Annotated in this window: 16 protein-coding genes and 1 pseudogene; 10 read left to right on the top strand and 7 right to left on the bottom strand. The window is 64.1% G+C overall.

Annotated features, from left to right (window positions below):
* Nucleotides 1–510: 510 nt before the first annotated feature.
* A pseudogene (locus IVA82_RS04180) lies at nucleotides 511–2,971 on the top strand (EAL domain-containing protein).
* Here the strand turns inward: IVA82_RS04180 and IVA82_RS04175 are convergent.
* The 3 genes from IVA82_RS04175 to thrS all read right to left on the bottom strand — a co-directional run bounded on the left by IVA82_RS04175 (nucleotide 2,957) and on the right by thrS (nucleotide 6,988).
* On the bottom strand, nucleotides 2,957–4,225 hold the full coding sequence (locus IVA82_RS04175) for a serine hydrolase domain-containing protein (RefSeq protein WP_247388530.1): 1,269 nt from the start codon (nucleotides 4,223–4,225) through the stop codon (nucleotides 2,957–2,959). The pseudogene IVA82_RS04180 and the gene IVA82_RS04175 sit on opposite strands and share 15 nt — an antisense overlap.
* A gap of 63 nt (nucleotides 4,226–4,288) precedes the next feature.
* Nucleotides 4,289–4,852, bottom strand: coding sequence for a nitroreductase (locus IVA82_RS04170; protein WP_247388529.1), 564 nt, complete (start codon nucleotides 4,850–4,852; stop codon nucleotides 4,289–4,291).
* A gap of 93 nt (nucleotides 4,853–4,945) precedes the next feature.
* Entirely contained in the window at nucleotides 4,946–6,988 is a 2,043-nt protein-coding gene (thrS, locus tag IVA82_RS04165; RefSeq protein WP_247388528.1) for a threonine--tRNA ligase, read from the bottom strand.
* Between the two features lie 186 nt (nucleotides 6,989–7,174).
* Here thrS and IVA82_RS04160 point away from each other — a divergent pair, with 186 nt between their 5' ends.
* A complete protein-coding gene (locus IVA82_RS04160; RefSeq protein ID WP_247388527.1) occupies nucleotides 7,175–8,350 on the top strand; it encodes an MFS transporter in 1,176 nt (391 codons plus the stop codon).
* A gap of 91 nt (nucleotides 8,351–8,441) precedes the next feature.
* Nucleotides 8,442–8,822, top strand: a complete 381-nt coding sequence (locus IVA82_RS04155; protein WP_247388526.1) for a hypothetical protein — start codon at nucleotides 8,442–8,444, stop codon at nucleotides 8,820–8,822.
* Between the two features lie 41 nt (nucleotides 8,823–8,863).
* Here IVA82_RS04155 and IVA82_RS04150 read toward each other — a convergent pair whose 3' ends face one another.
* A complete protein-coding gene (locus IVA82_RS04150) occupies nucleotides 8,864–10,195 on the bottom strand; it encodes an alpha/beta hydrolase (RefSeq protein WP_247388525.1) in 1,332 nt (443 codons plus the stop codon).
* A 315-nt stretch (nucleotides 10,196–10,510) separates the two neighbouring features.
* On the opposite strand from IVA82_RS04150, the gene IVA82_RS04145 reads away from it, so the two are divergent.
* Nucleotides 10,511–11,878, top strand: coding sequence for an amino acid permease (locus IVA82_RS04145; protein WP_247388524.1), 1,368 nt, complete (start codon nucleotides 10,511–10,513; stop codon nucleotides 11,876–11,878).
* A gap of 2 nt (nucleotides 11,879–11,880) precedes the next feature.
* Nucleotides 11,881–13,095 (top strand): hypothetical protein, encoded by a 1,215-nt coding sequence (locus IVA82_RS04140; RefSeq protein ID WP_247493169.1) that lies wholly within the window; start codon nucleotides 11,881–11,883, stop codon nucleotides 13,093–13,095.
* Here the strand turns inward: IVA82_RS04140 and IVA82_RS04135 are convergent, their stop codons facing one another.
* Nucleotides 13,096–13,311 (bottom strand): hypothetical protein, encoded by a 216-nt coding sequence (locus IVA82_RS04135; RefSeq protein ID WP_247388522.1) that lies wholly within the window; start codon nucleotides 13,309–13,311, stop codon nucleotides 13,096–13,098.
* 91 nt (nucleotides 13,312–13,402) lie between these two features.
* Complete coding sequence (yidD, locus tag IVA82_RS04130; protein WP_148737965.1) at nucleotides 13,403–13,741, bottom strand: membrane protein insertion efficiency factor YidD; 339 nt, start codon at nucleotides 13,739–13,741, stop codon at nucleotides 13,403–13,405.
* A gap of 253 nt (nucleotides 13,742–13,994) precedes the next feature.
* On the opposite strand from yidD, the gene IVA82_RS04125 reads away from it, so the two are divergent.
* Nucleotides 13,995–14,897, top strand: a complete 903-nt coding sequence (locus tag IVA82_RS04125; protein WP_247388521.1) for a hypothetical protein — start codon at nucleotides 13,995–13,997, stop codon at nucleotides 14,895–14,897.
* Between the two features lie 9 nt (nucleotides 14,898–14,906).
* Here the strand turns inward: IVA82_RS04125 and IVA82_RS04120 are convergent, their stop codons facing one another.
* Nucleotides 14,907–15,362, bottom strand: coding sequence for an iron-sulfur cluster assembly scaffold protein (locus IVA82_RS04120; RefSeq protein ID WP_247388531.1), 456 nt, complete (start codon nucleotides 15,360–15,362; stop codon nucleotides 14,907–14,909).
* Nucleotides 15,363–15,598: 236 nt separating this feature from the next.
* Here IVA82_RS04120 and folE point away from each other — a divergent pair, with 236 nt between their 5' ends.
* From folE to IVA82_RS04100, 4 genes are all read left to right on the top strand, one after another.
* Nucleotides 15,599–16,288, top strand: coding sequence for a GTP cyclohydrolase I FolE (gene folE / locus IVA82_RS04115; RefSeq protein ID WP_247388520.1), 690 nt, complete (start codon nucleotides 15,599–15,601; stop codon nucleotides 16,286–16,288).
* A 31-nt stretch (nucleotides 16,289–16,319) separates the two neighbouring features.
* Nucleotides 16,320–16,742, top strand: coding sequence for a phosphoribosyl-AMP cyclohydrolase (gene hisI / locus IVA82_RS04110; protein ID WP_247388519.1), 423 nt, complete (start codon nucleotides 16,320–16,322; stop codon nucleotides 16,740–16,742).
* Nucleotides 16,743–16,926: 184 nt separating this feature from the next.
* Nucleotides 16,927–17,988, top strand: a complete 1,062-nt coding sequence (locus IVA82_RS04105) for a lytic transglycosylase domain-containing protein (protein WP_247388518.1) — start codon at nucleotides 16,927–16,929, stop codon at nucleotides 17,986–17,988.
* A gap of 209 nt (nucleotides 17,989–18,197) precedes the next feature.
* Nucleotides 18,198–19,373 (top strand): DUF2336 domain-containing protein, encoded by a 1,176-nt coding sequence (locus IVA82_RS04100; protein WP_247388517.1) that lies wholly within the window; start codon nucleotides 18,198–18,200, stop codon nucleotides 19,371–19,373.
* Nucleotides 19,374–19,956 lie beyond the last annotated feature (583 nt).

Genomic DNA, 19,956 nt, shown 5'->3' with positions numbered 1-19,956 from the left:
CGCACGCTCCGGCGCCGCAGCCAGACCGATGGCATGAGGTGGGAGACGATCAGTCGCCTCGCCTGTGACTGCCTCCCCAGGCCCAACATCCGTCATCCTTGGCCGCGAGCACGCTTCGCCGTCACTCACCCGAGGTGGGAGCCGTATGCGGGAAAGCCGCACGTACGGATCTGTGCGGGGGGCGCTCAGCAATGAGCGTCCCTACCGCGACCGCTGCGCTCGCAATGACGAGTCTGCTGATGCAGCGCGCGCACTATCTCCGCAACGTCGTCCCGGCGAAGGCCGGGACCCATAGCCACCAGCGGACGTGGTTACGGAGACTCGGAGTTATTTTTTCACGCAGTAACAACGGGCCCGCCGAACGCAACCGTCATAGTCTCTAACGCGCGCTAACTATCGTCCGACTTAAAACTGTCATAATCGCCGAATGGACCCCGCAGCCGCACCTCTTTTACAAGCCATTAAGCAGGCCTGCATTGGATGCGGCGGGAAAGTGCGTTGGGGATTGCCATGAATGCCGCGAAGAAAGCGCCGGGAAAACCGGCCACCGAAATGTTCGACGACATTCCGGTGCTTCAGCGCAAATGGCGTGCCGCGTTGAAGCCGGGCGAGCAACTGCCGCGCTACGAGGACGTGATGCTCGGCAGCCTTGGCCGGCTCGCCGACCACATAGCGTTGCTCAAGGTTGACGGCGCGCTCGAACTGTCGCGCAGCGGACGTTACGTGCAGAAATGGCTCGGCGAGGAACGCTGGGACATTCCGGTCGCGGAGCTGTCGCCCGATTGCGCCACGGCGCTGTCGGAAGTGGTGGCGAACGCGCTGAAGAATGGACGGCCGCATCATGCAAGTGCACATTGCGTTCGCGACGGCATGGTCAGGACTTACGATCTGCTGGCGCTTCCGACCGCCTCGCGCTGGGGCGCCACGTTGATCGGCGCCTACGTCAACGAGCGCGGTGCGCAATACAACCTCCTCGACGCGATCTTCTCGTCGACCGACGACGCAGTCCTCTCGCTGGCGACGCTGCGTGACGCCGGCGGCACGGCGTTCGATCTTCAAGTCGTGCACCACAACAATAGCGCCGCACTGCTGCTGAAGGCCACAGGCGCCGGCCTTTTGTGGCGCCGGATCGGCGAGGCGGACAATTTGCTCGCCTCGCCCGACATCATGAGTTTTCTGCTCAAGGCCGTTGCCGGCGGCCGCGGCGAACAGCTCGAGATCGAGCGCGACGGCCGGCATCTCCGACTGAGCGCCACCGCCTTCGCCGACGTAGTCTCGCTGACGATCTCGGACGTCACCGCGCTGAAGCGCCGCGACGCCTCGTTTCGCCTGCTGTTCGACAACAACCCGATGCCGATGTGGGTGTTCGACGCACAGACAAAGGAATTCATCAGCGTCAACGACGCCGCGGTCCAGCACTACGGCTACAGCCGCGCCACCTTTTTGCGTATGACGCTGCACGAAATCTGGCCTAGGGACGAATGGGACATCCACGCCGAGGCACTCGAACGCATCGGCGATACCTATCACTCCTCGCGCAACTGGCGGCATCTGCGCGCCGACGGCAGCGAGATCGAGGTGCTCACCTTCGGCCGCCGGGTCGCCTTCGACGATCGCGACGGCTATCTGGTCGCGGTGGTCGACATCACCGAGCGACGCAAGGCCGAGGCGCGGATCGCCCACATGGCGCATCATGACGGGCTCACCGACCTGCCGAACCGCGAATATTTTCAGGAACGCCTGAAACAGGCGATCGAGCAGGCCGGAGGAAAGCGGGTAGGCGTGCTCCATATCGACCTCGACCTGTTCAAGAACATCAACGATTCCTTCGGGCATCCGGCGCGCGACCGATTGCTGAAGGAGGTTGCCGAACGCCTGACCAGCGCCGTCCGCGGCGCCAATCTCGCGGCACGTCTCGGTGGCGACGAGTTCGCGGTGATTCTCGCGGCCGACGTTTCGCCGAACGAGGCCAGCGCTTGTGCGACCTTGCTGATCGACATGCTGAAGGCGCCTTATGACCTCGACGGCCAGGAAATGGTGATCGGTGCCAGCATCGGCATTGCGCTGTCGCCGGGCGACGGCACGACGTCGGAAGAATTGATGCGCAACGCCGACATGGCGCTCTACCGGGCGAAGTCGGACGGCGGCGGCGTGCACCATTTCTTCGAACGGGAGATGGACCTCCAGGCGCAGAGGCGGCGCGCCATGGAGCTCGATCTGCGCCGCGCCTTTGCCAATGGCGAGTTCGAGCTGCACTATCAGCCGCCGGTGTCGATCGCATCCGACCGCATCTCCGGTTTCGAATCGCTGCTGCGCTGGTGCCATCCCGACAAGGGCATGATCTCGCCGGCGGAATTCATTCCGGTCTCTGAGGACATCGGCCTGATCTCCCAGCTCGGCGAGTGGGTATTGCGCGAGGCCTGCGCCGAGGCGACGAAGTGGCCCGTCGACGTCAAGGTCGCGGTCAATCTGTCGCCGGCACAGTTCCGCAGCCGCAACCTGGTTCAGGTCGTGATCTCGGCGCTGGCGCAGTCCGGCCTGTCACCCAGACGGCTCGAGCTCGAGATCACCGAGTCGATCTTCCTGGCGGAGACCGATGCAAATCTTGCGATACTGCACCAGCTGCGCGAGCCGGCGTCAGCATCTCCATGGATGATTTCGGCACCGGCTATTCCAGCCTCAGCTATCTCAGAAGCTTTCCCTTCGACAAGATCAAGATCGATCGCTCCTTCATCAAGGATCTCGCCCAGCGGCCCGATTGCGTCGCGATCGTGCGCGCGATCTCGGGGCTCGGTCGCAGCCTCAACATCACCACGACTGCGGAGGGCGTCGAGACCGAGGATCAGCTCGATTGGCTGCGCGCCGAGGGCTGCAACGAGGTTCAAGGCTTCTATTCAGCGCGGCGCGGCCGGCCGCCGAGATCGCGAAACTGCTCGCCGATTTCGGCCAGCGCGCCTCACGGGCGGCGTAGCTCGGGCGGGTAGCAGTCATAGACCAGCGCTTTGAAGGCGGGCGTAATCCGCCCGCGCTCGCTCTGGGTCTGCTGCATCAGCACGTAGACCATGTCGAGCTTGGGATCGACGCCGAAATAGGTGCCGCTGCCGCTGTCCCATTTCAACTCGCCGAGCGAGCCCGGCGGCGGCGGCTTTGCATCGCCGGGATCGGTGCGCACCGCAAGGCCGTAGCCATAGCCGAAGCCGTCGCCTGGAAAATAGAAATAGTCGCGTCCGACGCCGGAGCCCGGGCCGATGTGATCGGTCGTCATGGCCTTGAAGGCAGCAGGGCTCAAATAGCGTTTGCCCTCGAACTTGCCGCCGTTGAGCAGCATCTGCGCGAAGCGCTGATAGTCGGCGATGGTCGAGAGCAGTCCGCCGCCGCCGGACTGCCATTCGGGATGGTCAAGCCGCTCGCGCTCCGCGGCGAGCAGGATGAAATCCTTCGGCAGCGGCCGCGCCATCCGCGCCAGCTCGTCCTCCATCGCCAGCGCGAATTTGGTGCTGCTCATCCCGAGCGGGTCGAAGATGCGTTGCTTCAAGAATTCGTAGAGCGTTTGCCGGGAAATGATCTCGATGACGCTGCCGAGCACGTCGGTGGAATGGCCATAGCGCCACAGCGTCCCCGGCTGCCGCGCCAGCGGCAGTTTTGCGATTCGCTCGGCAAATTCCCTATTGTTGAATTGCCCCTCGAAGATGTTGGCGGCCTTGTAGGCATGCTCGACCCATTTGCCGCCGATATAGTCATAGCTGATGCCCGACGTATGCCGCAGCAGATCCTCGATGTTGACGGGACGGACCGGCGGGACGAGGTCGAGCTCCAGCTTACCGTCCGGCAGGGTGACCTCGAGGCCCACCTTGGTGTCGGCAAAGAGCGGGATGTATTTCGACACGGGATCTGCGAGCGCGAGCTTGCCCTCGTCGATCAGCATCATCGCGCCAAGGCACGTGATCGGCTTGGTCATCGAATGGATGGCGAAGATCGTGTCCGGCGTCATGGCAAGGCCGGTCCTGGTATCGCGCACGCCGAACGTCTTCAGGTAGACTGGCTTGCCGTGCTGCTGGACCAGGATCACGGCGCCCGGCAAGCGGCCGCTCGTCACCTCGTTGTCAAAGAACGCCGTGATGCGATGGAGCCCCTCGGCCGCCGGCGCGGGGATGTCGGCGGCGCGGCCTCGCGCCATCGTGCCGGCGAGCAGCGCGGCCCCGACCAGAAATTCACGCCGCAACATCCTGGCTTCCTCCCTGGCCGGGATCAAAGCCGAAAGACGTTCGAGGCGTCAACAAGACATCGATTAAAATCGCGTCACGATTTCCGAAAGGAACGGTCGCGGACGGTCTTCACTCGGCTTGGTCGGCGTGCCGATGTGGACGAGGCCGGCGAGTTTCTCGTCCGGCTTGAGGCCAAGCCCGTCCAGCACGTCGCGATCGAAGGAAAACCAGCCGGTCAGCCAGCAGGCGCCGTAGCCGAGCGCGGTCGCGGCCGTGACGATGTTCATGACGCTGGCGCCCGCCGACAATTCCTGCTCCCACGCCGGTACCTTCGGATGTGGCTTGGTGAAGCTCACCACGCCGATTACCAGCGGCGCGTCGGTGAGGCGTTTGCGTTCGGTCTCGACGTCGGCCGCGGGCGCGCCCGGATTCTTCCGGGCAAACACCTTCGCAATCACCTCGCCGGCGCGCTGGCGGGCATCGCCCTCGAAGATGATAAAGCGCCAGGGCGCCAGCTTGCCGTGGTCGGGCACGCGCGCGCCGATGGTGAGAATTGTCTCGAGCTCGGCCGGGGAGGGACCTGGCGCGGTCATCTCGCGCGGCTTGACCGAGCGGCGGGTCTTCAGGAGTTCGATGGCGTCGGGCATTGCGGTTTCCTCTTCGGCTGGTCCTCGGGCGTGCAGTCCCCAGATAGGGACGCACGCCCGCAACCGAAAGCGAATTTAGATCGATTTAAGGGATCAGGCCGCGCCCCGCGCCCGCACGACATCCGGCGCCGTCGCCTCCTCGACCAGCGCGGCGATTGCCTCGGCGGTCGGCATCACCTTCTGCCCGTCGCTGCCGAGGCGGCGGACGGAGACCGAATGCGTCTCGGCTTCCTTCTTGCCGACCACGAGCAGCGCCGGGATCTTGGCCAGCGAGTGCTCGCGGACCTTGTAGTTGATCTTTTCGTTGCGCAGGTCGATCTCGACCCGAAGACCGGCGCGCCTGGCCTGCTCCATGACCTGCTTGGCGTATTCGTCGCCTTCCGAGGTGATGGTCGTGACCACCGCCTGCACCGGCGAGAGCCAGAGCGGAAAATTGCCGGCATAGTGCTCGATCAGGATGCCGATGTAACGCTCCATCGAGCCGCAGATCGCGCGATGCACCATCACCGGCGGCTTCTTGCCGCCGTCATGGTCGATGTAGAACGCGCCGAACCGTTCCGGCAGGTTGAAGTCGACCTGCGTGGTGCCGCATTGCCAGTCGCGGCCGATAGCGTCGCGCAGCACATATTCGAACTTCGGTCCGTAAAACGCGCCTTCGCCCGGATTGATCTCGGTCTTGATGTGATTATTCTGCGACTGGATCTCGCGCAGCACCGTCGCCATCACGCGCTCGGCGTGATCCCACATCTCATCGGTACCAACGCGCTTCTCCGGCCGGGTCGAGAGTTTGACAGTGAGATCGCCGGTAAAGCCGAAATCCGCATAGGTCGACAGGATGAGATCGTTGATCTTCAGGCATTCGTCCGCGAGTTGATCCTCCGTGCAGAAGACATGTGCGTCGTCCTGGGTGAAGCCGCGCACGCGCATCAAGCCGTGCATGGCGCCCGAGGGCTCATAGCGATGCACCACGCCGAACTCGGCGAGCCGCAGCGGCAGGTCGCGGTAGCTCTTCAGGCCGTGCTTGAAGATCTGGACGTGGCCCGGACAGTTCATCGGCTTGAGCGCGAACCAGCGCTTGTCCTCGGCCTCGTCGCCGGCCGACTGTGCCGCGAACATGTTTTCGCGATACCAGCCCCAATGGCCGGAGGTCTCCCACAACGACTTGTCGAGGATCTGCGGCGCGTTGACCTCGCTGTAGTCGCCGGTCAGGCGCCGGCGCATATAGGCGATCAGCTGCTGGAAGACGGTCCAGCCCTTGGCGTGCCAGAACACCACGCCCGGACCTTCCTCCTGGAAGTGGAAGAGGTCGAGTTCGCGCCCGAGCTTGCGATGGTCGCGTTTTTCGGCTTCCTCGATCTGCTTGAGGTAAGCGTCGAGGTCCTCCTGCTTGGCGAAGGCGGTGCCGTAGATGCGGGTCAGCATCGGGTTATTGCTGTCACCGCGCCAGTAGGCGCCTGCGACCTTCATCAGCTTGAAGGCGCCCCCGACCTTGCCGGTCGAGGTCATGTGCGGGCCGCGGCACAGGTCGAACCAGTCGCCCTGGTAATAGATCTTGATCGGCTCGTTGCCGGGAATCGCGTCGACCAGCTCGACCTTGAATGCCTCGCCCTTGTCGCGGAACACCTGCTTTGTCTTTTCGCGATCCCAAACCTCTTTCGTGAAAGGCTTATCGCGCGCGATGAGCTCGCGCATCTTCTTCTCGATCGCGGCAAAGTCTTCCGGGGTGAACGGCTCGTTGCGGAAGAAGTCGTAATAGAAGCCGTTCTCGATCACCGGACCGATCGTGACCTGGGTGCCCGGCCACAGCGTTTGTACGGCTTCCGCCAGCACGTGCGCGCAGTCATGGCGGATCAATTCGAGCGCGCGCGGGTCGTCGCGATTGACCAGCTCGATCTTCGCATCGGCCTCGATCGGATCGTTGAGGTCGGCGAGTTCGCCGTCGAGCGCCATCGCCACCGTGCGCTTGGCCAGCGACGGCGAGATGCCCTTGGCAATCTCAAGGCCGGTGATGCTCTTGGCGTATTCGCGCCGGGCGCCGTCAGGGAAGGTGAGGGTGATCTTTTCGGGCGGGGTCACGGGCCTTAGATTGCTGAGGCTGTACTGGAAGCCGGACTCGGATTTGGGCTGGTCAGTCATTGCTTTTCTCCTGAGGCTCACTCCTGCGAACGAGCGCAGGTAAGCGGGAACGAGCGATATATCAGGCGATTCGGCCTGTGCAATCCGGCAATTCCAAGAAAGGGGCGCGCAAAAGCCGTGACGGTGCACCAACTATTCCGGGCAACGCCCTTTAACCGGTTGCGGGCCTGCTTTACATGCACACGCATGGAAAAGTCCCGCGCCCCCGACCGTCTCGTGCCAACCGCCCTGATGCTCGGAAATTTCGTCACCGGCTGCTCGGTGCTGGCGCCGGCGGGGATGCTGCCGGAATTGTCGGCGGGGCTCGGGATCAGTATCCACGCGGCCGGGCTGCTGATCACGTTCGGCGCCGTCACGCTGTGCATCGGGTCGCCGCTGACGGCCTGGCTGACCAGCCGGATCGAACGGCGGACCTTGCTTACGACGACGCTCGCAGTACTGGCTTTCGGCAATCTCGCCTCGGCGTTCGCGCCCGACTACACCAGCCTCCTCGTTATCCGACTGGTGATGCTTGCGGTCGGCGCACTCTATACGCCGCAGGCAGCCGGCACGGCGGCGCTGATCGTGCCGGCGGAGCGGCGCGGCAGCACGATCGCCTATATCTTTCTCGGCTGGTCGCTCGCCGCCGCCGCGGGTCTTCCGCTGATCACCTTCATTGCCAGCCGCTATGGCTGGCGTGCGGCCTATGGCGAGATTGGCGCACTCGGCTGCGTCAGCTTCCTGTTGTTGCTGTTGCGCCTGCCCAGCGGATTGAGGGGCGTGCCGGTGGATTTGAAGACCTGGGCCGAGGTCGGCCGCAGCAGGACGATCCTGCTGCTGCTGGCAATCACGATGCTGCAAATGTCCGGGCAGTTCGTGGTGTTCACCTTCATGGGCCCGCTGCTCAAAAAGCTGACCGGGGCAGGCCCGGATGCGATCGGCATGGTGTTCGGCATCTATGGCGTCTGCGGCTTTCTCGGAGTCGTCTTCGCCACCCGCATCGTCGACACCTGGGGGCCTTATCGGACCTCGCTGCTGTTCACGTGCCTGCTGCTTGCGGGGATCACGGGATGGGCGCTCGGCGCCGGCACCCTCGTGTTGATGGCGATGGCGGTCGCGATCTGGGGACTGGGCTTTGCCTCGACCAACTCGATGCAACAGGTTCGACTGGTTGCGGCCGCGCCGCCGCTGGCATCGGCGACCGTCGCGCTCAACACGTCGGTTCTCTATATCGGCCAGGCTGTTGGCTCGGCCGTCGGCGGGCTGCTGTTTGCCCATGAGCGACTGTATTCGCTCGGCTTTGTCGCGGTCGGCTTCGTCGTTCTGGCGCTGATCCTGGTCCTGCTGACCCGGCCGCAGCCCGCCGTCGCCGTGCCGGCCTGAAGCCAGCGATTTCCTGTGCGCAAGGCGCTTGGCAAACCGCGCGGGAGGGCGCTAGAAGGCGAGGCTCGGGGACCAAAGAGGGTTGACTGAAATGAGGATGATTCTGGCGGTTGCTGCGGTGCTCTATTCGGCCTCTGCGTTCGCACAGGCCGACAAGCCGCCGATGGTGGGGGACAAGCCGCTGGTGCAGGTCAAGCCCAAGGGGACCAAGGAGGCGGCTGCGAAGCCTGCCGCCGCGGCGCCGAAGGGCAAGCCGCAATCGATTGCGGTACGGCTCCAGGCCTGCCTCGAGCTCGATGATGGCACCAAGGACCGCCTCAATTGCTATGACGCCGTGATCCCGCCGGCGCCGAAGCCGAAGCCGGCGAAGGCCAAGGGCTATGCCGATTGTCGTTTCTTCAAGGAAGAGGACGAGCGGCTGGCCTGCTTCAACGGTTTTGCCGAGAGCATTCCGAAGCTGCCGAAGAACTGAGGATAAAGAGCTGCAGTTCAAGCCGGACGGTTAGTCGCTGATCAGCGGCTCGATGGGGACGGATTGGTGGCCGCCACACGGGTCAGCGCCAGCGCCGGCGTCGCCGACATCTTCACCAGCACGTCCTTGAGCGGGTCTTTGGTCCAGGCCCGGGTTACATAGTCGCGATGGGTGATCCCGTCGCCGGTTTCGACGAACACCACGCTCCCGGGACGCAGCGGCCCATCCATGTCCTCGGAGACGCCGATGCCCTTCTGGCGCAGCATGTTCATCAGCTCGCGGTCGCGCCGTGCGGTGTAGTGGGTATAAGAGCTGACGAAGAAGCCGGAGCGGTGGCTCTCGATCCAGGAGGCGAACTTGTCCATTTCGCCATACACGGCGTCGAGCAATACGACGCCGCGGACGCGGTCGCTGATGCCGCCGACCTCGAGGCTCCAGGCGGTCGGCAGGAAGCCGCCACTATAGCCGACGATCACGATCGGCATGTTGGCGAAGGCACGCGCGCTGTTGGGATCGCCGGTGACGCGGGCGAGATGGTTGGCGGATTCTTCCATGAAGCGCTTGAAGCCGCCGGGCTGCCAGAACTTGCCGGCGCTGGAATCGGCGGCATCGACCGCCATCTGCGGCGCCAGCAGGATGGCATTCGCACCGGAATCGGTGACCTGCTGCGGCACCAGCTGCCGGTCGCGCACGTCGCGCTCCAATGTCGCGCCGTTGCCGTGGAAGAACACCACGATCACGCCCGGCTTGCGCACGTCGAAATGCTCGGGCACGTGCACCAGCACGCGGCTGTCATTGTAGGTCTCGTCCTGCCAGAACACGCGCCCGGAATAGCTGCGGTGACCGCGGCGGTCGCCCTTGGCGATGTTGAGGAAGGGCGCCTCGGAGGCAGGGTTGTTGCCGAAATAGGGGAAGGCCGACGACTTCATGCTGACAAGCGTCGTCAGGTCTTCGCGCAGCGGACGCTTGTAGGGGACCTGCGGCTCGAGCGAAGCCACCTTGTAGGGCGCCTGCTCCGGCTGCTGCTGCATGGCGCGCTTCGGGGAAAAGTCAGCCATCTGCCGTTGCAGGAAACTCTCGCTCGCCGAGGGGAAGCGCTCCCTGAACTGCGGGGCAGGGAAGCGATCCTCGAACGTATCAGCGCTCGCCAGTTGCGGATTGGTCTTGGCAACGGTCTGATTGACGATCTGGGCGTTGGCCTGCGAGTTTGCGGCGAGCGCGGCCGCGTTGGGCGCCTTGCCGCATTGAACTAGCGTCAGCGACACCGGCACCAAGACTGGGATCAGCACGATCCGGAGCGCGCGACTGCGGCCACCGGACGACGTCCGATCGGCACCAGCGTCAGCTCTCACGTTCGGAACGGCCCCGACCATCCACCCATGACCCCGAGTCCAGCGGCTATATTTGAGCTAATTGAGCCGACTGGCGTTTAGGCGACGTTAAGTGTCCGGAGAAACTTCCCCACATCCGGAACGCTCAAAATGACCATGCAATCGTGTCGTGATTGTGGGGGCAAAGAACGGATTTTGCAGCGCTGGCGCCGCTTTATTGCCCAACGATGCGCGCAGAAGGTGTCACCATACCTATCTGCCTCGCCTCATTTAACCCTTGTTAACCCTGCTTGAATTGACTGGACTAATCTGCACGATGCTTTCCATGAGGCGCGGCGCCTGAGGTTGAGGACCCCGATGACGGCATCAGATGCGGGAACCGCGCCTTGGACTGGCCGGCTGACGGGGAGCGGGGCCGGGATCTCGGTTCTGGTCGCGACCGCTATCGTCGTTGCCGACATGATCGGAGTCGGCGTCTTCACCAGCCTCGGCTTCCAGGTCAAGGACATCCCCTCGGGTTTCTCAATCCTGTTGCTGTGGACCATCGGCGGCATCGTCGCGTTGTGCGGCGTATTCTCGTACAGCGAACTCGGTGCGATGTTTCCGCGCTCGAGCGGTGAGTACAATTTCCTCGGCCGCGCCTATCATCCTGCCTTCGGCTTTCTCGCCGGTTGGGTCTCGGCGACGGTGGGCTTTGCGGCGCCGGTCGCGCTCGCTGCGATGGCGTTCGGCGAATACGCCAAATCGGTCGTCCCCGATCTGCCGCCGATCCCGCTGGCCATCGGCGTGGTGTGGCTGGTCTCGCTGGTGCAACTGACCGGCGTCAGGCATTCCTCGACCTTCCAGCTGATCTCGACCATTTTGAAGGTCGTGCTGATTGTCGCGTTCCTGGTTGCCGGCTTCATCGTCGGCGTGCCGCAGCCGATCTCCTTTGCGCCGCAGGGCGGCGATCTTGCCCATATTGTCAGCGCGCCCTTTGCGATCGGGCTGGTCTTCGTCATGTACTCGTTCTCCGGCTGGAACGCCGCGACCTACATCATCGGCGAGATGAACATGCCGCAGCGGAACCTGCCGCGCGCGCTGCTCGCCGGCACGCTGATCGTGCTGGTTCTGTACGTCGCGCTCAATGCGGTCTTCCTTTACTCCACGCCCGTCAGCGCGCTCGCCGGCCAGCTCGACGTCGCCAGCGTCGCCGGCACCGCCATCTTCGGCAGCCTCGGCGGCCGGATCGTCGGCGCGATGATCTGCGTCGGCCTGATCTCTTCGATCAGCGCGATGATGTGGATCGGGCCGCGGGTGATGATGACTATGGGGGAGGACATTCCGGCGCTGCGTGTGTTCTCGAGGAGATCAGTGAGCGGCGCGCCAGCCTATGCCATCCTGTTCCAGCTTGCGGTCGCAAATTTACTGCTGTTCACGCGCAGCTTCGAGGCGGTGCTCGACTTCATCCAGTTCGCGCTGCTGTTCTGCTCGTTCTTCACGGTCGCCGGCGTCATCAAGCTGCGCATCAGCGATCCCGACCTGCCGCGGCCGTATCGTGCCTGGGGATACCCGTTCACGCCTCTCGTTTTCCTGCTCGTGACCGCGTTCATGATGTACTACCTGTTGACCGAGCGGCCGGTGCAGTCGCTTGCGGGGATGCTCGTCATGCTCTCGGGCCTGTTGATTTATGTTGTTTTCCGCAGGCGGCCGGTCGCCGCTGCCGCTTCATCACATCGCGAATAGACATGTTTCGACCCATGAGAATTGCGGCCGTCGCTTTTGCCCTGCTGGCTGCGGCGATCTCGTCCGCGGGCGCAGCCGACGTCACCTTTGACGATACCGCGCGCTTCCTCGCCGGCATGCAGCCATCGGCGGACTCGCCCCTGGTGCCACTGACGGAGGACCCGGGCTGGCAGCGCCACGCAAAATTCTTCGATGGCGCTTTTGCCCAGCTCGAGCTGCGCCAGCTCTCGAAAATCCGCAACTGGGCTGACGTCAACCTGGCGGCGCCCAGGCCGACCATGTTCTACATGTTCAGTGGTCCGGACTTCCTCTACGCCAACGCCTTCTACCCCAAGGCCAGCACCTATGTGCTCGGCGCGCTCGAGCCCGTCGGTGCGGTGCCCGACCTGACGCGGCTTCCGCGCGGTTCGGTCGGCGCGGCACTCCACAATGTCGAGCGTTCGCTCGGCTCGATCCTGAGCTTCTCATTCTTCATCACCAAGCACATGAAGGTTGACCTGCACACCAACCAGGTCAACGGCACCTTGCCGATCCTTTATGTCTTCCTGGCGCGCTCCGGCAAGACCATCCGCAACGTCGAGATGGTCGCACTCGACAACAAGGGCGGGATGCACATTGGCAACGACAATCCCGGACCGAACGCAACCCGCGGCGTTCGCATCACCTTCGCCGGCAGCGACGGCGAGGCGCGCACGCTGTATTATTTCTCGACCGATCTCTCCAATGCCGGCGCACGCGCCGCGGGCTTCCTGAAGTTCTGCGAGACGCTCGGGCCCGGCAACAGCCTGCTCAAGAGCGCGTCCTATCTCTTGCACTCCGGCAACTTCACTTTCGTTCGCGACTGGCTGCTCGCCAACAGCGCGACTATCGTCCAGGACGATTCCGGAATTCCGCTGGCGAACTACAATGCACGGCAGTGGCGGTTCTTCCCGTTCGGCCGCTATCTCGGACCGATCGACGAATTCTCCGGCCGCTACCAGGAGCGCTACGCCGAACTGTTCACGCGCGCCCAGCCGATCGATTTCGGCGTCGGCTATCGCTGGCGAATGCACGAGTCGAATTTGCTGCTGTCGGTGAAGGTGCCGGGGAGCGAGACCGTGCCGGGAGCGGAAACCACCTCATCCGCCGAGACGTCGCCAAAGCCGCCACGGCCGAAGCGACTGCGTCCGCCCGAGCCGATCCCGCCACCGCCGGGACGCTTCTTCTGGTTCCGGTAACTACCAGTGCACGCTCTGGCTCGGCACGATGAACGCCGTCGTGCTGGGCGGCGTTGCAAAGCTCGTTGCCAGATACCAGCCACAACCCAGCACCAGAGTCAGGAGAGCGATCATGGCGACCATGTCGAGGGCTCTGGGGTCATGGTGACCCCTCCGACGAATTCCAAAATGTGAACCAAGCCTGAAATGAAAATCGGGGCTGATTTTCCAGCGCATTGTTGTTTCCTCCCGCAGGAGCATCAAAACAACGCGAGCACAGAGTTCCAGTTCCGATCAGGGCAGAAATGCGCGAAGTACCGCAGCAAACTCAGCTAGCGTTGACTCCGCGCCAGCGGCCGTAGCGCCAGGGCAGATACCAGCGCGCGCGTTGCGGAGCGGTGAGGGGCACGTTGTCGATGCCCGACGTGCCGAAGGGATTGCAGCGCAGCAGGCGCGCGAGCGTCATCCAGCTGCCGGCCCAGAGTCCAAAGCGTTCGATCGCCTCGTCACCATAGGCGGAGCAGGTCGGCAGGTGACGGCAATTGTAGCCGACCAGAGGCGACAGCGTGTGCCGGTACAGCCAGATCAGTGCGCGGCCGAATCTGCGCGGAAGCCGGCGCGCACCATCGACGGGACTGGAACAATGCTCGCAGGCTGAATGCTTCATGGGCGGTTTGCTGCTATCGTGGGCGAGGTCTTGCACGGTTCCGTCGCAGGGAACTGTAAGCTCTTGTTTGTACGCCATATTTTGCGTGCTTTTTGGGAGCAGTGCAGCAAGTACCTATGGACGATCTGTATTCCCCCGGATACCATTTTTGTGACACTCGTGGGAACATACGTCTGTATGATGGACTCATCGAGCGCGAAGCGGGGATAATCGCGCAAATGGGCTTCAAATGGGGCTTGGGGAAGGGATCAGTTTGAAACTTCTGAAGTCGCTCAATCTTCGCGGCTGGTTGCTTGTGGGAACCGCCGTATGTGGAGTCGTGCTGGCTGGCGCCGTCGCGACATTCGGGTCGTCGGCCCGAGCCGGTGCTGCCCTTGAAGAGCGCAAGCTGCCAATGAAGTTCAGCTGGGTCGCCTGCGAACCGAATTGCCGCGGCTGGGTCAGCGCGGTCGGCATCATCACCGCTGATACGCCAAAGAATTTCGAGGAGTTCGCGCGCGGTCGCCAATTGGGCGGTGCCACCGTCGTGCTCGACTCCAGCGGCGGTTCCGTCAACGACGCAATCACGCTCGGCCGGCGGTTTCGCAATCTCGGCCTTTTGACCACGGTCGGCATGAGCGTGCAGAATCGAGGCGGGCAGGGCGCCCGCCCGGCGGTTGCATCCGAAGCCTATTGTGAATCGATGTGCGTGTTCCTGCTGCTGGCCGGTAAGAAGCGCTACGTGCCGGAAGCCGCCCATGTCCGCGTCCATCAGATCTGGATGGGTGACCGCGCCGACGATGCGAGGGCGGCGAGCTACAGCGCGCAGGATCTGATGATCGTGGAGCGCGACATCGGCCGCCTGGCCAAATACACGTTCGACATGGGTGGCGGCGGCGATTTGCTGTCGCTCGCGCTCAACGTGCCGCCTTGGGAAGACCTGCATGAGCTGGACGCGGCGGAACTGAAGCTCACCAATCTCGTCACGACCGACCTGGTGGCCGACGTGCTGCCGGACGTGAACGTCTCGGCGCCTGCGATGGCCGAGCTGGCACCGAAGGCGCAGGACAGGGTCAGCGAGCAACCTGAGCACCCGCAGGCGTCCTCCAGCTCGACGAAGACGGCGGAAGCCCTGGTGCCGACCGGCACGGCGCCGGCTACGACATCACAGAAATAGGAATTTGCGTCAGCCCTGCGCTGCGGCCGGCTGCCTAGCCTTGACCTCGATCTGGCCGATGGCATCGACCACGGCATCGAAGGTCAGCAGCGTCGAGGCGTGGCGCGCCTTGTAGTCGCGGACCGGCTCGAGGAACTTGATTTCGGCCCATTTGCCTTCGGGAGGAGCGCCATTCTCCTTCAGCATCTTGCGAACGGTTTCGCGTAACTCACGGAGTTCGCTCGCAGTCGAGCCGACGACGTGACTTGCCATGATGGATGAAGAGGCCTGGCCGAGTGCGCACGCCTTCACGTCATGGGCGAAGTCGGTGACGGTATCGCCGTCCATTTTGAGGTCGACTTTCACGGTCGAGCCGCACAGCTTGGAGTGGGCGGTGGCGGTGGCGTCCGGATCCGAAAGGCGTCCAAGGCGCGGAATATTCCCGGCCAGTTCGATGATCCGCTTGTTATAGATGTCGTTCAGCATGTGATGGAGTCCAGCACTTCGCGCGGGATCGGCCTTGGCGGGCGCGGTCCACGGTCCTATATAGGGGCGGAACTGGCGGAAAAACAGCCTGGTGGTCCGGCACTGGTCCAGAACCACGCGACCGGCGTTAAAGCGGAAGACGTTTTTTGCCAAAACTGTTCTCTACAGGCGTCCGGCGGCTTGCCGCCCCGTCTGCCGGTGACACTCCGGCCGCAAGGCCGTCGAACGGAGTCGATATGGACGCTACGATCAAATCCATCCGCCCCAGCAAGCCTTCTGACAAGCACCCGGAGGGTCGCCCCGCCGAGCTCGATCCTGCCGAATTCCTCGCGGCCGCCGTCCGTGCCGACCAGCCGCGCCCTGCACGCGCCGAGGCCGAGCGCGCGGTCAAGACGTTGCTGGCCTATATCGGCGAGAACACCGAGCGTGAGGGCCTGTTGGACACGCCGCGCCGCGTGGTCGAGGCCTTCGACGAGCTCTATCAAGGCTACCACCAATGCCCGGCCGAGGTGCTCGACCGCACGTTCGGCGAGACCGCCGGCTATGATGACTTCGTGCTGGTGCGCGACATCGAGTTCACCTCGCAGTGCGAACATCACATGATGCCGTTCTACGGCAAGGCGCATATCGCCTATACGCCGGTGGAGCGCGTCGTCGGTCTGTCCAAGCTCGCGCGCCTCACCGATATCTTCGCCCGCCGGCTCCAGACCCAGGAACACCTGACGGCGCAGATCGCGGCGGCGATCGACGAGGTCCTCAAACCCCGCGGCGTTGCCGTGCTGATCGAAGCCGAGCATACCTGCATGTCGGTGCGCGGCGTCGCCAAGCATGGTGCCTCGACGTTCACCAGCCGCTTCACTGGCATGTTCCGCGACAATCCGGCGGAGCAGGCCCGCTTCCTGTCCCTGGTGCGAGGCACGCGCTGACCTCGCGAACACGTTTTGGCGAAGGATGCCCGTGTCCGCTCACTCTCATGAGGTCGAGGAAGGCCTTGTCTTCCTCCCCAAGTTCGACGCGGCCGGCCTCGTCACTTGCGTGGCGACCGATGCCGCCAGCGGCGACGTGCTGATGGTCGCGCACATGAACGAGGAAGCGCTGCGCAAGACGATTGCGACCGGCGAAGCCTGGTACTTCAGCCGTTCGCGCAATGCCTTGTGGCGAAAAGGTGAGACGTCAGGTCAGACCCAGCGCGTGGTCGAGATCCGCACCGATTGCGACCAGGACGCGCTCTGGCTCCGCGTCGAGCAGATCGGCGCGGCCTGCCACACCGGCCGAAGGTCGTGCTTCTACCGCAAGGTCGAACCCGAGGGGGGGATTGCAACGCTGGTCTTCGTCGATGCGGAGCGGCTGTTCGATCCGGACGTGGTCTACAAGATATAGCGAGCTGTCATTCCGGGGCGCACGTAGCGCGAGCCCGGAATCCATCGCCCGGCATCACGTGCGGCCCAATGGATTCCGGGCTCATCGCTAACGCGATGCCCCGGAATGACTCAGGGAGGGGCCGATCCCAGAATTAACCCCGCATTAACCATACCTGTCCCACGGTGACGACAGGGCGTCCGAATTGCCGGCGCCGCTCAATGCCGCGCGGAGCGGGCGCGTCATCATGTCGGTCGACAATTTCAGTGCCACGCAGACGGCCGGTATCGATGCGTCACCGGCGCGCGTCGCCGGTGCGATCAAGCGGGCTTCGAACATCAGCGGCGTCAGCTTCGAATACATGCTGACCACGGCCAAGATGGAGTCGGATTTCAACCCGACCGCAGGTGCGACCACATCATCCGCGCACGGACTCTACCAGTTCATTGACCAGACCTGGCTGGGGACAGTGAAGGAGGCGGGCGCCCAGCTCGGCTTTGGCAGCTATTCCGATGCCATCACGAAGACCTCGTCGGGCACTTACACCGTCGATGATCCTATGATGAAGCGGTCAATCATGAAGCTGCGCGACGATCCGGAGGCCGCATCCAGCATGGCCGCGGCGCTGACGCAGTCCAACAGTTTCAAGCTCACCGGCATGCTCGGCCGCAGGCCGTCGGACAGCGAGCTCTATATGGCGCACTTCATGGGCGTCGGGGGAGCCGCCAAGCTGATCGCCAACGCCGAGGACAATCCGCAGGCCGTCGGCGCGAGGCTGTTTCCCAATGCGGCGGCCGCGAACCGCTCGATCTTCTACGCCAGGGACGGCCGCGCACGCAGCGTCTCCGAGGTCTATTCGGTATTGGACGCGCGCTATGCGAGCGCGGCGAATGCGAAATCGACCCGCAGTTCGATGGCGATGTACGGCGGTATGCCGTCGACCACGCAGGTGGCGAGTGCAAACGGGGTGCAGGCGACGGCGCCGGTGATCAACAACGCCGCCTATCTTCAGACCTTCCCGGACACGCGCGCCGTGACGCCCGTCAGTACGAGCTCGCCGACGACAGTCGCGGACAATGCGCCAAGCACGCCGGTGTTTCGTTCGATCTATCAGCCCGGCGACGCCACCCAGCCGGTGTCGACCACGGTGCAGAAATTGTGGGGCAACAACGCCTCGCTCGCTTCGATCACTTCAGCAACGCCGGACGTGCGCCCGCCGCAGCCGCTCGATCTTTTCAGCGATCGCACCGGTACGTTCTCAAGCTGACATTCACTCGCGTGTCCCGGACAAGGCGCACCGCATCATTGCGTGCTGCGCTGTGTCCCTGGACGCGAGCGAGGCGCTTTTGTTCCCTTAACAAAACGTCAATAAAACCAGCCAGTTATGGTGAACGCTTTGTTAAGCGTCGTGGTTTATTTTGTGTTGCAGGTGACAAGCCGTCACCGCTTCGTCGGGTTGCGTAGGCCGGAAGAACCATGATCGTTCGGCAGTTCATCAATTGGATCAGGACGGCGTCCGCCGGCGAGCGGGCCGAGGCGACGCGGGCATTGGCCCGGGCCTGGCTGATCTCGGACCTTTCCCATGACGACCGCCTCGCCGCCGAGGGCGCGCTGCTAATGTTGCTCGACGATGCCTCGCCGCTGGTGCGGCAGGCGATGGCCGAGGCCTTTGCGCGCAGCACGGATGCGCCGGCCGCCATCGTGCGGGCGCTGTCGACGGACCAGCCGACTGTCGCGCTGCCCGTGCTCGAACACTCTCCGCTCCTGATCGATGCGGATCTGGTCGACATCGTTGCGACCGGCAACGGCGAAGTGCAATGCGCCGTCGCCCGCCGTATCGTGCTGCCGGCCTCGGTCTGCGCCGCTATCGCCGAGGTCGGTTGCGCGGCGGCCGCACTTGAGCTGATCGAAAATTCCTACGCCGAGCTCGCGCCGTTCTCCTGGGACCGCATCGTCGAGCGTCACGGCCATCTCGCCGCGATCCGCGAAGCCATGCTGGTGATCGAGGATCTGCCGGCCGCGACGCGTGCCGCGCTGGTGGCAAAGCTCTCGGAGACGCTTGCGCAATTCGTCGTGGCGCGGAACTGGCTGAGCGCCGACCGTGCCGACCGCATGATGATCGAGGCGCGCGACCGCTCCACCATGAACATCGCGGCGCGCTCGCGCGGCGAGGAGATGCAGGGGCTGGTGCGGCATCTGCGTATCACGGGCCAGCTTACCGCGGGCCTGATCCTGCGCGCGCTGCTCTCGAGCAACCTCGACCTGTTCGACGCGGCGCTGGCCGAACTCGCCGATTTGCCGTTGGCGCGCGTCTCTGCGCTGCTGCATGATCGTGGCGGCGCCGGCCTGCACGCGCTGCTGCGCCGCGCCGGGCTTCCCGAGGCCACTTTCGCGGCGTTCCAGGTCGCGCTTGATGCCTGTCACGAGCAGGGTTTCGTCGATACCGATGACAGTGCCGCGCGGCTGCGCCGGCGCATGGTCGAGCGTGTGCTCACCCATTGCGAGACCGACGGCGGCGCCACCGAGCCGCTGATGATCCTGCTGCGCCGCTTCGCCACCGAATCGGCGCGTGAAGAGGCGAGGCTGTTCTGCGACGAGCTGATCGCGGAAGAGACGATCGTGCCGGTCTATGACGATCTGATCGCGGCGTAGTTCAAAGCGCGCGACGCGGTCCCACAAACTCCGTCATTGCGAGCGCAGCGAAGCAATCCAGAATCCCTCCGCGGAAAGACTCTGGATTGCTTGTGCGCCAGGCAAGCTGGCGCGGTCCAACCGGTGGAAGTCCGGTCCGGGTAAGCCGTAGCGGGCGCCCGGTAGTGAGTGTTGCGGTGTCGTCGGCGACGGCGGCAGCGAAGCGTACACAACGATGCTGTGGGGTGGCTATTGAGCCGCGAAAGACAGAAACTCGCAGAGGCCGAGGCGGTAAGCAACGTCGAAGGCAACATGTGCGGTCCCGTTATGCGAGGGGCTGACGCTCTGCCGTGGTCGAAGACCCCATCACGCAGTAAGGGACCGCGCCGGAACCTGGGAGGTCCCGCGTTCGACCGCAGGCGGCATGCGCCTTCGGTCCGCATCGGGAAGGCGAGGAGCCGAAGCCGATGACGAACGAACGCGGGAAGTCGGACGTGGCCACAGTGCGAAGCCGGCGAACGAGGCAGAGCGATCTGCGAAAGGAGCTGGTGGAGCGAAGGGCCGCGACCAAGGGGAATGCGGACCAGCAAAGCACGACCCGGAC

Source organism: Bradyrhizobium sp. 142, assembly GCF_023074015.1.
In the GTDB taxonomy this organism is placed as follows: domain Bacteria; phylum Pseudomonadota; class Alphaproteobacteria; order Rhizobiales; family Xanthobacteraceae; genus Bradyrhizobium.
The sequence above is the reverse complement of the archived record's forward strand: the minus strand, read 5'-3'. Positions and strand labels throughout refer to the sequence as shown.